Raw genomic sequence first — 13,601 nt, forward strand, 5'->3', positions numbered from 1 at the left:
GATTTTCCAATGGAACTGCAACAAGCGGGAAAATGCGCATGGGCGATTTTGTCCGCACGGTCGATGCCAAGGGCGTGACCAGTCAATTCAATTTCATCGCCGGCTTCGAAGCGGCGTTTTGGGTGCGGGCCAGGCGCAACCATCTGCTGGCTGAATGGTTCAGCGATCTGACCGATGAAAGCCAGCAAACCTATGTGAAATTGCTGTTGGACGCCGATTTCGCCCGGATGGAAACGCGCGAGACGGAAAACTGGGTGTTGACCAAGATCCGCAACGATCTCATGGGCTATGGGATTTTCCTGTCGATGGATCAGATGCGGGATGTGGCGGAACGCTGCCGACTGCGGGCGTGGCAGGAACGACAAGGGAAGGGCTAGGAATGCGGATCGGAAGGCTGTTCGGCTTTTTGCTGCTGTTGCCGATTTCGGCTCAGGCGGACAATTGGGCCGATGAAAAAGATTATAGCGATCTGGCCGCATCCAAACGGATTTGCGCCCAGTTCCGTGCGGTCGCATTGCCTGATCCGCATCGACAGGACCAGCGCCCACAGGGCGGCATGTCCGGGTGCAGTTCCGAAGCCTTGTATTACATGGGCCGGCCCGGTGACGCCCCTGCGGCCTTTGCCTGCGCCCAACGTGAGGCGGCGGACGAAATGTTCGGTGGCGACATGATGCTGATGACCCTCTACGCCAATGGCAAGGGGACGCCGCGCGATCTGGACAAGGCCATCGCCTTGGCCTGCACCTTGGGCGGTGCCCCCATGGAAATTCATTCTCGGGTGCAAAATCTTTTTGCCCGGCGGGGGAACCCCTCGTCCGAGGCGGAATTTGAGTGGTGCGACGACATCACCAGTGGTTACGCCATGGGCGCTTGCGCCAGCCACGATCAGCGGATGGCCACGGCGAGGCGAGAGCTGAAATTCAAGGCTCTCAAAGCCCGCTGGCCGCAAGCCGAGGCTGCGAATAAGCTGGAGGCGCTGATCAAAAGCGCGGAAGCGTTCGCCGGTTCCCGCGCCGCTGAGGTCGATCAATCGGGAACCGCCAGGGCAGCCATGGTGGTCGCCGCCGAAGAAGAGGTGATGGAGCTTTTGCTCGAGGATTTGAACCATGTGGCGACGAATGCCCCGGCTTTGACCCAAGCCCTGAGCGACAGCGCCGCCGATAGCGACCTCAATCAGGTCTACAAAAAGGTGATGGCTGGCGATTTCGAAGAATTCGCCGGTACGCCCACTCGGGATGGCATCAAATCGGTTCAGCGCCAATGGCTGAAATACCGCGATGCCTGGATCGGCTTTTTCAAACTGGCGCGGCCCGAGGGCGCGCCTCAGGCCATGCTGAACCTGCAAACCCGTCACCGCGTTGCCCAATTACAGGAATTGCTGCCCTGATTCAGCCGTCGCGGAGATAGCGGCTGGGGGGGCGGCCCAATGCCCGTTTGAACATGGTGGTGAAGGCGGCGACGCTGTCATAGCCCAAATCCAGGGCGACGGTGGTTACCGCCTCGCCGGCGGCCAGCCGGGGCAGGGCGGCGAACAGGCAGGCTTGTTGGCGCCACGCCGCCAGCCCCAGCCCGGTTTCACGACGAAAGACGCGGGTGAAGGTGCGGCGGCTCATGGCCAGGCGTTCGGCCCAATGGTCGATGGTGGCGTGGGGGGATGGATTGCTCAGGAAGCTTTGGCACAATGCCGCCAGCCGGGGCTCGGCCGGCAACGGCAAACCTAACGGCCGTTCCGGCAAGAGCGGCAGTTCCTCGGCCACCAAGGCCATGATCAAGGCGGCACGGCTGCCGGGGGGGACGCGGCGGGGGAGCTTTACCGCCTCGACGATCAATCCGTGCATCAGTTCGGTGACCGCCACCACCCGGCAAATGGCGGGAAGAGTGACGGCGTCGGGACTGACATAAATCGAGCGCATGCTGACCCGGCCATGGGGGCGGACCGAATGTTCCATTCCCGCCGGCACCCACAGGGCATGGTCGGGCGGCACCATCCAGCGTCCGGTTTCAGTGATGACGGTGATGATCCCGGTCACGGCATAGAGCAATTGCGACCGGCTGTGCCGATGCGGCGGCACGACGATGGCGTCGGCGTAATCGCTGGCCAGCGGCACGATGGCCCCGTCCACCTGTTCGATCCAGGCGATGCGCCGCAAATGCTGTTCGCTTGAAGGCGGGCCGTCATAGCCCATCGGAACGGTCTGACCGCTTTCACACATGGTTTGGCCCAGTTGAAGAAGAAACAGGCCGGATCACGAAAGCAGGTCTAGCTGCAAATGGCTATCATAAAAATATCCAGGCCAATCCGGGTCGCAACGAGGAGCCCCCCGTGTCCGAATCATCCGCCGCCGCTGTTCCCTCCGCTGCCGGAGGCGCCACCAACACCGCCTTTATGGTGATCATGGCCATCAGCTTTTGTCATCTGCTCAACGACATGATGCAGTCGCTGCTGGCCGCGCTTTATCCGATGCTGAAAAGCAATTACGGTCTGGATTTCGGCCAGATCGGGCTGCTGACCTTCACCTTCCAGGTCACCGCTTCCTTGTTGCAGCCGCTGGTCGGCATCTATACCGACAAACGGCCGCAACCGTATTCGTTGGCGATAGCCATGGGGTTTACCTTGGTCGGCTTGCTGCTGTTGGCGGTGGCAGAGCAGTATTGGCTGCTGCTGCTGGCCGCCGGCTTGGTCGGCATCGGTTCGTCGGTGTTTCACCCCGAATCGTCGCGGGTGGCGCGCATGGCCTCGGGCGGGCGGCATGGATTGGCGCAATCGCTGTTCCAGGTCGGCGGTAATTTCGGTTCCGCCCTGGGGCCGCTCTTGGCCGCCTTTATCGTCCTGCCGCGGGGGCAGGGCAGCGTCGCTTGGTTTTCGCTGGCGGCGATGGTGGCGATGATCGTGCTGTGGCGGGTGGGCGGCTGGTATGCCCGCCATCGCGCCGCTTCGGTCAAACGGGCGACCATCCAAGTCCATCTTGAATTGCCGCGGTCGCGCGTGGCCTTGGCCTTGCTGGTGTTGGGCATCTTGGTGTTTTCCAAATATGTCTACATGGTCAGCCTGTCGAGCTATTACACCTTTTATCTGATGCACAAATTCGGCGTGTCGGTGCAGGATTCGCAATTGCTGCTGTTCGTGTTCCTGGGGGCGGTGGCGGTGGGCACCATCGCCGGCGGCCCCATTGGCGACCGTTTCGGCCGCAAGGGGGTGATCTGGGGGTCGATCCTGGGGGTTCTGCCCTTCACCTTGGCGTTGCCTTATGCCAATTTGTGGTGGACGGCGGCGTTGAGCGTGGTCATCGGGCTGGTGTTGGCCTCGGCCTTTTCCGCCATCATCGTCTTCGCCCAGGAACTGGTGCCCGGACGGGTGGGGATGATCGCCGGCCTGTTCTTCGGCTTTGCCTTTGGCATCGCCGGCATCGGCGCCGCCGTATTGGGACAGGTGGCCGACGTCAAGGGTATCGACTACGTCTATCAGCTTTGTTCGTTCTTGCCGATGTTCGGCCTGCTGGCGGTATTCCTGCCACGGATCGAAGGGGAGCGGGCCAAACGGGGCTAAGACCAAATCCTGGGGAGTGAAACTCATGGGGATTTGGTTAGGCCCAAGCCAAGCATCCCGGAAGGATGCACCCGGCACCTGAGGGCACCGATGATCGGTGCAGGATATGGTGCCAGGATCGCTTTCAGCGGAAACACCGTCCAGGGCAAGCCTTGGACGGTGTTTGTGCTTTAGAACCTTCAGGCGATTTATTTTAGAGGAAATACAAAATTTGGCGTTGAAGCGCTACGATCGGTTGTGACACCCTGGGGGCTGAAACAATCTATGGGGGCTAAAATGCCGTATAAACATTTTTTACGGGTTATTTGTGCCGCATCCCTGCTGAGTGGGGCTGCCCAGGCGGCGCAGGCTGAATCCTCGATTTGGGGTGCCGATTTGCCGGTGCCGGCCATCCCCGGATACGCTTTCCCCGAACCGGAAGCCACTTTGATGGGCTGGGTCAATGGTGGCAGCGCCGCCGACAACGCCAACATCTATCTGCATGGATGGGGGTTGTGGGACGCGCTGACCACCCCCAGCACCTTGACCGTTTACGGCATTCAAAACGCGCCGGTTTATCTGACGTGGGTGACCAAGCAGGAATTGGTGGCCATGTCCAAGACCAGCGGCAAGACGCTGTTCCAGGCCACCGCGCCCCAGCGCAAGCTGCGGCTGTCGGATGTGACGCAATTGTCGAAATTCGGCGTGCACAGCATGCAGCCGAAAGCCATGCCGGAATTGAAGGCGGCCAACGGCATCACCCCCGATACCAGCGTGCTGGAAACGGTGACCTATGACCCGGTCTCGGGCCAGACCATCAATGATCGCGGCTATTTCAAGCTGGCGACGATCCAGCAGGTCTATACCAGCAAGCAGCCGGAAATCGCCGCCTTCCCGGAGCCGTCGGTGGTGGTCAAGCCGGTCTACAAGGTGATCTCGGCCAAGACGCTTTATCAGAACCGCTATTACGTCATGCCGGCTTGGCCGGGCACGCCGGCGGTGACCCCGACGATTGAAAAGAACGGCTTTCCCGAATCGTCGTGGAATGGCGGCTGCGTTTACGTCGATACGCAAAACACCGGAACATCGACGGCCAACGCCGTCGATCCCAGTTGCTCGGGGCCCAGTGCCGCCACCACCTATGGCTTGGGCGACTTCGTCCATTATACGCTGACCGCCCAGAACGCCGCTTTCTTCGACGTGGCCAACACGCAAAAGGTTGTGGCCGGCGACACCTTGTTGCTGATGGCCATGCATGTCAGCACCCGTGAAATGACCGAATGGACGTGGCAGACCTTCTTCTGGACGCCCGATCCGGCCAATCCGCCGTTGCCCAGCTCGACCGCCATCGCCGCCGCCATTCCGGCGCAACTGACCGGAGCGCCGGCCCATTACGCCGGATCCTTCGCCTATGCCATGGTCAGCCCCAACCAGCCGATCAATGGCGGCAAAAGCGTCGGCCAGCCGGTGGTCGGCTATAATCCTTATCTGGAATCCGATTTCGGCGCCAATGTGTTCGGCCTGACCCGCCCCATCGTCGATGGCAGCCAGTCTTGGACCGGAACGGTGGGGGTGCAGACCAATTGCATGACCTGCCATGCCTTGGCGGCGGTGGCCTTCAGCAAGACGGCGCAGACCGCCTATGCCACCGATTTCTATATCGCCCGCGATGATCCGTTCTTCGCCGGCACGGTGCAGACCGAGTTCTTGTGGTCCATCGCCGACGTGGTCAGCAGCCAGCAGACCCAGGCGCTGCAAAAGACGTTCAAGCACAAGACCAGCAAGTAAAGCAAAGGGGGAGGTCGGCCATGGCCAACCTCCCCCCGATTGCTGCGTCGTCAGGCCTTACGAATGCCGGTCGACAAATTTTTCCAACCAGTGAATATCGTAATCGCCGTTGACGAAATCCTGATCCTGCACCAAGCGGTTATGCAGGGGCAGGGTGGTCTTGATGCCGTCGATGACGTATTCGCCCAAGGCCCGGCGCAGGCGCATCAGCGCCTCGTTGCGGGAATTTCCCGACACGATCAGCTTGGCGATCATGCTGTCGTAATGGGGCGGGATGCGGTAATTGGCGTAAAGGCCGGAATCGACCCGCACGCCCAAGCCGCCGGGGGCATGATAGCCGGTGATGCGGCCGGGCGAGGGGATGAAGGTCTGCGAATCCTCGGCATTGATGCGGCACTCGAAGGCATGACCTTGGAAGCGGATATCTTCCTGGGTATAGCCCAAGGGGGCGCCGGCAGCGATGCGTAATTGTTCGCGCACCAGATCGATGCCGGTAATGGCTTCGGTGATCGGATGCTCGACCTGCAAGCGGGTGTTCATTTCGATGAAATAGAATTCGCCGTTCTCGAACAGGAATTCCAAGGTGCCGGCGTTGCGATAGCCCAGCGTATGCACGGCCTTGCGGGCGATTTCGCCGATACGGGCGCGCTGTTCATCGTTCAGTGCCGGCGATGGCGCTTCTTCCAGCACCTTCTGGTGGCGGCGCTGCAAGCTGCAATCGCGTTCCCCCAAATGCACCACCGCGCCGTAATTGTCGGCCAGGATCTGCATTTCGATATGACGCGGCTTGGCCAGGTATTTTTCCATGTAGACGGCGGCATTGCCGAACGCGGCCTTGGCCTCGTTGCGGGCCATCTTATAGGCCTCGCTGAGTTCCTCGGCCGAGCGGGCGACCTTCATGCCCTTGCCGCCGCCGCCGGCGGTGGCCTTGATCAGCACCGGGTAACCGATCTGTTCGGCGCATGCCAGCGCGTCCTCGACCGTTTCCAAGGCGCCGGCCGAACCGGGGACGCAGGGAAGACCCGCCGCCGCCGCCGCCTGCTTGGCGGTGATCTTGTCGCCCATCATGCGGATGTGGTCGGCGGTCGGGCCGATGAAGACGAAGCCGTGTTCCTCGACCATCTGGGCGAAATCGGCGTTTTCCGACAAGAAGCCATAGCCGGGGTGAATGGCGTCGGCGCCGGTGATGGTCGCCGCCGACAGGATCGCCGCCTTGTTCAGGTACGAATCCTTGGCCGAGGGCGGACCGATGCAGACGGCTTCGTCGGCCAGGCGGACATGCATGGCGTCGTTGTCGGCGGTGGAATGGACCGCAACCGTGCGAATGCCCATTTCCCGGCAGGCGCGATGGATGCGGAGTGCGATTTCGCCGCGATTGGCGATCAGGACCTTTTCGAACATCAAGGCATTTACTCGACGATGACCAGGGGTTCGCCGAATTCCACCGGCTGGCCGTCGGTGACCAGAATACGGGTCACCTTGCCGCCGCGCGGAGCACGGATGGGATTAAAGGTCTTCATCGCCTCGATCAGCATCACCGTCTGCCCTTCGGCGACGGTCGAGCCGATTTCGATGAACTTGGCGGCGCCCGGTTCCGGCGACAGATAGGCGACGCCAACCATGGGCGAGGTCACCGCGCCGGGGTGGCCGGCGGCGTCATCGGGAATCGTTGCCGGCTGCGCCGTCGGGGCGGCGGTCATTGCCGGCACGGCGGGCAGCGCGTGGTGCATGGCCACGGGCATACCCTGGCGGGCAACGCGGATGCGGACTGAACCGGTATCGTATTCGATCTCGGTCAGATTGGTCTGGTCAAGCAGTTCGGCCAGCGAACGGACCAGTTCGGAATCGAAGGATTTGGTGGCCATTGGGCTGTTCAACTTCCCCTGATCAGGCGGGCGAGCGCGTCAAGCGCCAGAATGTATCCGTGGCTGCCAAAGCCGCAGATCATTCCCTTCGCCGCCTTGGAAACGAAGGAGTGGTGGCGGAATTCTTCCCGCTGGTGGATGTGCGACAAATGCACCTCGACCGCAGGGACCTGAACCGCCAAAAGCGCGTCCAAGATCGCCACCGAGGTGTGGGTATAAGCGCCGGCGTTGATGACAATGCCGGCGCAGCGCTGGCGGGCGCCTTGAATCCAATCCACAAGGTCGCCTTCGTGGTTGGATTGCTGAAACTCGATCTCCAGGCCCAAGGACGCGGCATGCGTCCGTGCCGACGCTTCCACGTCGGCCAGGGTTTCATGGCCGTACAGTTCCGGCTGGCGTGTTCCCAGCAGGTTCAAGTTCGGGCCGTTGACGATCAGGATAATCGGGTTCGCCATTCGGTCCTTATATCACGCGCAATCGGCGGCGCAACCCGAACCTGTCAGCCGCGAAATATTGTTAACGCAAGGCAGCTTTGCGTCCGGGCGGCGGTTGCGGTGGTTGTGACCTTTGTATGGTAAAGCTGACGATTGAAACGCACAGACGGTTGCTTCAATCGCGACAAACAGCGATTATCGAAATCTGGGGCACAGGGGGTCTACGGTCGGGAAGCCATAGTCCATGCGGAAGGTAATTGTCGTTTTTCTTTTGGTGGTCGGCTGGACTTGTCCGCTTGCCGCCCAGAATTTGCGGATTGGCGGGACCGGTGCCGGACTTGAGATCAGTCGGGTCCTGGCCGAGGAATTTGCACGTCTGCATGCCGGGACCACTTTGTGGGTTCCGGAAAGCCTGGGAACCACGGGGGGCATCAAGGCGCTGGCCGCCGGCCGTCTGGATGTGGCGGTGACCATGCGCAAGCTGAATCCGGGCGAAGTCGAGGATGGCGTGAGCATTGCATTTTGTCGGACGCCATGGACCTTTTTCGCCCATGGCAGTCGCCGTGATATCCGTTTGTCGCAGGCTGATTTGCCCGGATTGTTTCAAGCGACGTTGCCGCCCTTCGCCCAAGGCGAGGTTCGGCCGCTGTTGCGCCCCGCCAACGAAACCAGCGTTCTTTATTTGCAGGAGCGTTTCCCCGAATTGCCGCCGCTGATCGAGGCGGCGCGGCAGATGCGCGGCGCGGTGCTGGCCGCCACGGACCAAGACGCCATGGACGCGGTGGAAAACGGCGCCTCGTTAGTCGGATTCGGCCCTTTGGCGGCGATTGTCGCCGAGCGTCGCAAACTGCGAATCGTGCCGTTCGAGGGCCATGACGCCGGGCGGATGGCTGCCGATTATCCCTTTTGGACCACCCTTTATCTGGCGTTCGGCCCGAACAGCACTGCGCAGGGCCGGGCCTTCGTCGACTTCGTCCGCTCACCCGCGGCTGTGTCCCTTTTGCACGCCAATGGCTGCCGGGCGGCCGACGGTGCTCCGTCGTGATTCCTGATTCCAAAGACGAATTCCACCGCTCGGTTGCCAATGTCCGGCGTTTGTTTTCGCTGGTGCTGTGGTGCATTGCCCTGTTTTGGCTGTTGATCATTCCTGGGATGCAGATCGTGATGGGGTTCCGGTCATTAGAGGCTGAAACCTCGGTCCGAACCAGCATGGCCGCCGACCGGCTTTCGACCCATGTGGCCAGCCGGATCGGAACCTGGGAATTCGAAGGCGAGCGCATGCGCTCGTTGGCGCGCGAGGCGCTGCGCGGTGGCGCTCATCACCCGACCAGGGTGGTGCTGACCTCTTTGGGCGGCAACGAGATCATCAATGAGATCGAACCGGGGGAGCCGTTTCCCTGGCTGTCCATGGATGTTCACGACGACGTGACCGATGGCCGCCGCCGGGTCGGAGATTTGCGGGTGACCTATTCGCTTTATGGTCTGGTCCGCCCGGTCGAGGTGGCCTTCCTTGGCGGCGTGGTGTCCATGCTGCTGTTGCTGACCTTTGGCCGCAGGCTGGTGAGCCGGGGGCTTGATCGGGCCTTGGCCGAAGTGGATGCCCGGGGCGCTCAATTGGCCGCCCGCGTCCATGATCTGGAGGAAACCCGGCAAGAACTGGCGGTGCAGTTGAAGGCCCGCGATCTCGATCAACGGCAATTGGCCCGACATGCCGCCAGTCTGGAAATGGCTGGCAGCGATTTCGCCCATGTGGCGCAGGTGACCACCCATCATTTGCAAGAGCCGTTGCGGACCGTGCTTTCTTACGCTCAATTGCTGTTGCGCTGGCATACCGGGACCGGGGCCGAGGATGAAAAGGCGCAGGAATACGTGGATTTCATCCGTGGCGGGATCAACCGGATGAAAGAGCAATTGCGCGCCTTGTCGTCGTATGTGGCCCTGCGCGAAGCGGATTTTTCCACCACCATGTTGGATCTCGGCGTGTTGATGGAGGATTTGGCGGCGTCGGAGGCGCGGCTGCTGAACGAAGCCGGGGCGGTGCTGGAATGGAGCGACAACCTGCCCATGGTGGTCAGTAACCCAATTCGGCTGCGTTCGGTGTTGGCGACGCTGGTCGAAAGCTCGCTGCGCTGGCGTTTGCCGTCCACCTTGCACCGTATTGTCGTCACGGCCACCTGTACCGATTCCCATTGGGTGGTGCGGGTTTCCGACAATGGTTGGGCGTTGGAAAACCGTGATCCCAACCGCTTGTTTCATTTGCTGGTCCATGACGAACCGGGAACCATGGCCGTTGGTCTGGCTCCGGCGCGGCTGACCGTATTCTTGCTGGGGGGGACGTTGTGGGCCGAGGAAGCCCCCGGCGGTGGAGCCAGTTTCTGCTTTACCTTGCCCGAGCCTGAATAAAAAGGATGGGTTTACCCTTTCTTGCGGCTGCGCCACACTGTGGGTGTGGACCAATCGGGAAAGGGGATGTGCATATGCGCAAGATCATTCTGATCGCCGTGGCATTGGTGGTTGTCGCCATCGGCGCCGGCGTCGCGTTTCTGGCTTCCAACCTGGACAGCATCGTCAAGAAGGTCATCGAAACGGTGGGAACCGAGACCGCCGGCGTCAAGGTTTCGGTGGGCGATGTCAAAATCTCGCTATCCGAGGGCAAGGCGACCATCGCCGGCCTGACCGTCGCCAATCCGGCCGGGTTCGCGTCGGCCCACGCCTTCAAGCTGGGGGCGATTTCGGTGGCCTTGGATACCGGCTCGCTTACCGCCAATCCCATCGTCATCAAGGATATTTCTGTCGCCGCGCCGGAAGTGACCTATGAACTGGGCGCCAATGGGGGCAGCAACATCGACGCCATCCAGAAGAATGTCGCGGCCAAGACGGCGGGCGGGGGCGATAAGTCGGCCCCGGCGGCGAAGGGCGAGGAAAAGAAGCTGGTCATCGACCGTTTGGCCATCAGCAAGGGGAGCGTCACCCTGGCCACCGCCATTCCCGGCGTCAAGGGCAGCGCCACGCTTGCTGATATCGTGCTGACCGGAATTGGCCGTAAGTCTGGCGGCGCCAGCGCGTCCGAGGTGGCCAAGCAGGTTCTCGACGCCCTGACCAAGAGTGCCCTTAACGCCACCAAATCCATGGGCATCGGCAATGTCGGCGAAACCCTCAAGGGGGCGGTTCCCGGTGATGTCGGCGGGTCGGTCAAGGGGCTTTTCGGCAAATAACCCCGGTGGTTGGGCGGTTGCAACGCCGCCCAACCCCGCCCATACTGCGGCCCTCTTGTTTCCATGATGGGACTGGTCGCATGAAAGTCATGATCAACGGCGAAGAGCGCCCCCTGGCTGGGCCGCAAAGCGTCGAGGCGGTATTGGTGGGTCTGGGGATCGATCCGCGCAAGGTGGCGGTGGAACGCAATCTGGAGATCGTGCCCAAATCCACCTATGCCCAGATCATGGTCGGTGATGGCGACCGGCTGGAAATCGTACATTTCATCGGTGGAGGATCGGCGCAAGTGGTCGATAACGATACGTTCGAGGTGGCTGGGCGCACGTTCCGCTCGCGCCTGCTGGTGGGCACCGGCAAATACAAGGATTTCGAGGAAACCGCCGCCGCCATCGCCGAATCAGGGGCGGAAATCGTCACCGTCGCCGTGCGGCGCGTCAATCTGTCCGATCCCAGCCAGCCCATGCTGGTGGATTACGTCAGTCCGAAAACCTATACCTATCTGCCCAACACCGCCGGCTGTTTCACCGCCGATGATGCCGTTCGCACGCTGCGCCTGGCGCGGGAAGCCGGCGGCTGGGATCTGGTCAAGCTGGAAGTGCTGGGCGACCAGAAGACGCTGTATCCCAATATGCCGGAAACCCTGAAGGCGGCCGAGGCGCTGATCAAGGACGGCTTTAAGGTGATGGTCTATTGTTCCGACGATCCCATCCAGGCCAAGATGCTGGAAGACATGGGCTGCGTCGCCATCATGCCGCTGGGCTCGCTGATCGGTTCGGGCCTGGGCATCATCAATCCCATCAACATCCGCTTGATCAAGGAAAACGCCAGCGTCCCGGTGCTGGTCGATGCCGGCGTCGGCACCGCGTCCGATGCCGCTTTCGCCATGGAATTGGGCTGTGACGGTGTCTTGATGAATACCGCCATCGCCGCCGCCAAGAACCCCATCGGCATGGCGCGGGCCATGAAGCTGGCGGTCGAGGCTGGGCGTCTGGCTTATTTGTCCGGGCGCATGCCCAAGAAGATGTACGCCGACCCGTCTTCGCCCTTGGCCGGTTTGATCTGACATGGCGGCGGGGGCACTGCCAATAGTGTCCCCGCTGGATCCCAAACCACAATTTCCCTCTTGGTCCGTATGCGGCCAGTTTGCGTTAACGTATTGAAATTATTGGTGTTGATTTGAGATATTAAAAATAATTTCAACGTAGGGATATTTTTCACTTTTCGTGGCCGAAAAACGCTGTATATACCGGTTTCAGGTGAGACGTACAGCGCACGTGCCTCGGACCAATAACGGGTCGAAGCAACGACGTCCAAGGCGTCTTCTGGGTGCAAGCGGGTTAAAACCCCGGTGCTTGGAGGATCAAGCTATGAACGTGGTGGCTCGGCAAACGCTGTCGGTGTTCTCCTATTCCAACTTCGCTAACGGATTGCGGCCGTTGCAGGCGTTTGACCTGCTGTGGTGCGACGTTCGAAGTACTTCCCGGCGGAACTAACGGCTTCCCGAATAGCCGTTGATTTTGGCCTGACGCCCCTGCCTTGGCCGGTGGGGATGCCGGGGCCGCTTTTCTGACATTTGGGCTCAACGCCCCCATATCATCTGGGAGTACTCGCGATGACCGCGAAGATCGCTCGTTTTCTGGAGGAAGTCCGACCGGCCACCCCGTGTGTGGTGGTTGACCTGGACGTGGTCCGAGACAATTACCTGGGGCTGCGCCACTGGTTGCCCTTGGCTCAGGTGTATTACGCGGTGAAGGCCAACCCGGCGCCGGAAATCATCCGCATGCTGGTTGGCCTGGGCTCGTCTTTCGACGTCGCCTCGCGCGGTGAAATCGATCTGTGCCTGGAAAGCGGCGCCCGGGCCGACAACATTTCGTTCGGCAACACCATCAAGAAGCAGTCGGACATCGCCTATGCCTATGACAAGGGTGTGCGCCTGTACGCTTTCGATTCCGAAGCCGAGCTGGAAAAGCTGGCCGAATCGGCCCCTGGTTCGCGCGTGTTCTGCCGCATCCTGATGACCTGTGACGGGGCCGAATGGCCGCTGTCGCGCAAGTTCGGCTGCGAAGTCGAAATGGCCAAGGATCTGATGGTCAAGGCGCGCGAATTGGGCATGGACCCCTATGGCGTGTCCTTCCACGTCGGCAGCCAGCAGACCGACCTCAATCAGTGGGACATCGCGGTGGGCAAGGCCGCCATGCTGTTCACCGCGCTGAACGAAGCCGGCATCGAACTGAAGATGATGAATTTGGGCGGCGGTTTCCCGGCCAAGTACCGTTCGGATATCCCGGCGGTCGAGCGTTATGCCGATGCCGTCATGCATGCCATGACCAACCATTTCGGCAATGCCCTGCCGGCGATGATCATCGAGCCGGGCCGGTCGCTGGTCGGCGATGCCGGCATTTTGGAAGCCGAAGTGGTGCTGATCTCGAAGAAGTCCTATGACGAGGACGTTCGTTGGGTCTATCTGGATATCGGCAAGTTCGGCGGCCTGGCCGAGACCATGGACGAAGCCATCAAGTATCGCATCCAGACCCCGCGTGACGGCGAAGAAACCTCGCCCGTCGTGCTGGCCGGTCCGACCTGCGATTCGGCGGACATCTTGTACGAAAAGGCCGGTTATGAAATGCCGGTGACGCTGAAGGTGGGCGATAAGGTTCGCATCTTGTCGACCGGCGCCTATACCACCTCCTATTCGGCGGTGAACTTCAACGGCTTTGCGCCGCTGAAGGCTTACTTCATCTGATCTTTGTGATCAGTTAAAACAATCCGGGC

At 61.2% G+C, this 13,601-nt stretch carries 13 protein-coding genes; 9 read left to right on the forward strand and 4 right to left on the reverse strand.

The window, feature by feature from the left end:
* Positions 1–38 precede the first annotated feature (38 nt).
* Together KEC16_RS00950 and KEC16_RS00955 are read left to right on the forward strand one after the other, a co-directional pair.
* A complete protein-coding gene (locus tag KEC16_RS00950; RefSeq protein WP_211545784.1) occupies positions 39–377 on the forward strand; it encodes an ATPase inhibitor subunit zeta in 339 nt (112 codons plus the stop codon).
* 2 nt (positions 378–379) lie between these two features.
* Positions 380–1,387, forward strand: a complete 1,008-nt coding sequence (locus KEC16_RS00955) for a lysozyme inhibitor LprI family protein (RefSeq protein WP_211545785.1) — start codon at positions 380–382, stop codon at positions 1,385–1,387.
* A 1-nt stretch (position 1,388) separates the two neighbouring features.
* On the opposite strand, the gene KEC16_RS00960 is transcribed toward KEC16_RS00955, so the two are convergent.
* Positions 1,389–2,213 carry an AraC family transcriptional regulator gene (locus KEC16_RS00960; protein ID WP_249208616.1) on the reverse strand — a complete coding sequence of 275 codons (825 nt, stop codon included), beginning with the start codon at positions 2,211–2,213 and terminating at the stop codon, positions 1,389–1,391.
* Between the two features lie 110 nt (positions 2,214–2,323).
* On the opposite strand from KEC16_RS00960, the gene KEC16_RS00965 reads away from it, so the two are divergent.
* Positions 2,324–3,547 carry an MFS transporter gene (locus tag KEC16_RS00965; RefSeq protein ID WP_346343990.1) on the forward strand — a complete coding sequence of 408 codons (1,224 nt, stop codon included), beginning with the start codon at positions 2,324–2,326 and terminating at the stop codon, positions 3,545–3,547.
* A 276-nt stretch (positions 3,548–3,823) separates the two neighbouring features.
* A complete protein-coding gene (locus KEC16_RS00970; RefSeq protein ID WP_211545786.1) occupies positions 3,824–5,314 on the forward strand; it encodes a hypothetical protein in 1,491 nt (496 codons plus the stop codon).
* A gap of 57 nt (positions 5,315–5,371) precedes the next feature.
* Here KEC16_RS00970 and accC read toward each other — a convergent pair whose 3' ends face one another.
* From accC to aroQ, 3 genes are read right to left on the reverse strand one after another with little or no spacing between them, the layout of a single operon-like run.
* Positions 5,372–6,715, reverse strand: coding sequence for an acetyl-CoA carboxylase biotin carboxylase subunit (gene accC, locus KEC16_RS00975; RefSeq protein ID WP_211545787.1), 1,344 nt, complete (start codon positions 6,713–6,715; stop codon positions 5,372–5,374).
* An 8-nt stretch (positions 6,716–6,723) separates the two neighbouring features.
* Positions 6,724–7,179: an acetyl-CoA carboxylase biotin carboxyl carrier protein gene (locus KEC16_RS00980; RefSeq protein ID WP_211545788.1), complete on the reverse strand. Its 456-nt coding sequence runs from the start codon at positions 7,177–7,179 to the stop codon at positions 6,724–6,726.
* Positions 7,180–7,187: 8 nt separating this feature from the next.
* Positions 7,188–7,634: a type II 3-dehydroquinate dehydratase gene (gene aroQ, locus KEC16_RS00985; RefSeq protein WP_211545789.1), complete on the reverse strand. Its 447-nt coding sequence runs from the start codon at positions 7,632–7,634 to the stop codon at positions 7,188–7,190.
* Between the two features lie 223 nt (positions 7,635–7,857).
* Here aroQ and KEC16_RS00990 point away from each other — a divergent pair, with 223 nt between their 5' ends.
* The 5 genes from KEC16_RS00990 to KEC16_RS01010 all read left to right on the forward strand — a co-directional run bounded on the left by KEC16_RS00990 (position 7,858) and on the right by KEC16_RS01010 (position 13,572).
* Positions 7,858–8,658 carry a substrate-binding domain-containing protein gene (locus KEC16_RS00990; protein WP_211545790.1) on the forward strand — a complete coding sequence of 267 codons (801 nt, stop codon included), beginning with the start codon at positions 7,858–7,860 and terminating at the stop codon, positions 8,656–8,658.
* The gene (locus KEC16_RS20045; RefSeq protein WP_211545791.1) at positions 8,655–10,016 is read left to right on the forward strand and encodes a sensor histidine kinase; all 1,362 of its coding nucleotides are present in this window, start codon (positions 8,655–8,657) and stop codon (positions 10,014–10,016) included. Before KEC16_RS00990 ends, KEC16_RS20045 begins: the two co-directional genes overlap by 4 nt.
* A gap of 74 nt (positions 10,017–10,090) precedes the next feature.
* The gene (locus tag KEC16_RS01000; protein ID WP_211545792.1) at positions 10,091–10,828 is read left to right on the forward strand and encodes a DUF748 domain-containing protein; all 738 of its coding nucleotides are present in this window, start codon (positions 10,091–10,093) and stop codon (positions 10,826–10,828) included.
* Positions 10,829–10,908: 80 nt separating this feature from the next.
* Entirely contained in the window at positions 10,909–11,892 is a 984-nt protein-coding gene (gene thiS / locus KEC16_RS01005; protein ID WP_211545793.1) for a sulfur carrier protein ThiS, read from the forward strand.
* Between the two features lie 549 nt (positions 11,893–12,441).
* Complete coding sequence (locus tag KEC16_RS01010) at positions 12,442–13,572, forward strand: type III PLP-dependent enzyme (RefSeq protein WP_211545794.1); 1,131 nt, start codon at positions 12,442–12,444, stop codon at positions 13,570–13,572.
* Positions 13,573–13,601 lie beyond the last annotated feature (29 nt).

It is taken from the genome of Magnetospirillum sulfuroxidans, from assembly GCF_018224925.1.
Taxonomy (GTDB): domain Bacteria; phylum Pseudomonadota; class Alphaproteobacteria; order Rhodospirillales; family Magnetospirillaceae; genus Magnetospirillum; species Magnetospirillum sulfuroxidans.

What these genes read in the sequence shown, in the direction of transcription:
- KEC16_RS00950 (WP_211545784.1), top strand. Translation starts at nt 39, where the DNA reads ATGGGCGATTTTGTCCGCACGGTCGATGCCAAGGGCGTGACCAGTCAA.
- KEC16_RS00955 (WP_211545785.1), top strand. Translation starts at nt 380, where the DNA reads ATGCGGATCGGAAGGCTGTTCGGCTTTTTGCTGCTGTTGCCGATTTCG.
- KEC16_RS00960 (WP_249208616.1), bottom strand. Translation starts at nt 2,213, where the DNA reads ATGTGTGAAAGCGGTCAGACCGTTCCGATGGGCTATGACGGCCCGCCT.
- KEC16_RS00970 (WP_211545786.1), top strand. Translation starts at nt 3,824, where the DNA reads ATGCCGTATAAACATTTTTTACGGGTTATTTGTGCCGCATCCCTGCTG.
- accC (WP_211545787.1), bottom strand. Translation starts at nt 6,715, where the DNA reads ATGTTCGAAAAGGTCCTGATCGCCAATCGCGGCGAAATCGCACTCCGC.
- KEC16_RS00980 (WP_211545788.1), bottom strand. Translation starts at nt 7,179, where the DNA reads ATGGCCACCAAATCCTTCGATTCCGAACTGGTCCGTTCGCTGGCCGAA.
- aroQ (WP_211545789.1), bottom strand. Translation starts at nt 7,634, where the DNA reads ATGGCGAACCCGATTATCCTGATCGTCAACGGCCCGAACTTGAACCTG.
- KEC16_RS00990 (WP_211545790.1), top strand. Translation starts at nt 7,858, where the DNA reads ATGCGGAAGGTAATTGTCGTTTTTCTTTTGGTGGTCGGCTGGACTTGT.
- KEC16_RS01000 (WP_211545792.1), top strand. Translation starts at nt 10,091, where the DNA reads ATGCGCAAGATCATTCTGATCGCCGTGGCATTGGTGGTTGTCGCCATC.
- thiS (WP_211545793.1), top strand. Translation starts at nt 10,909, where the DNA reads ATGAAAGTCATGATCAACGGCGAAGAGCGCCCCCTGGCTGGGCCGCAA.
- KEC16_RS01010 (WP_211545794.1), top strand. Translation starts at nt 12,442, where the DNA reads ATGACCGCGAAGATCGCTCGTTTTCTGGAGGAAGTCCGACCGGCCACC.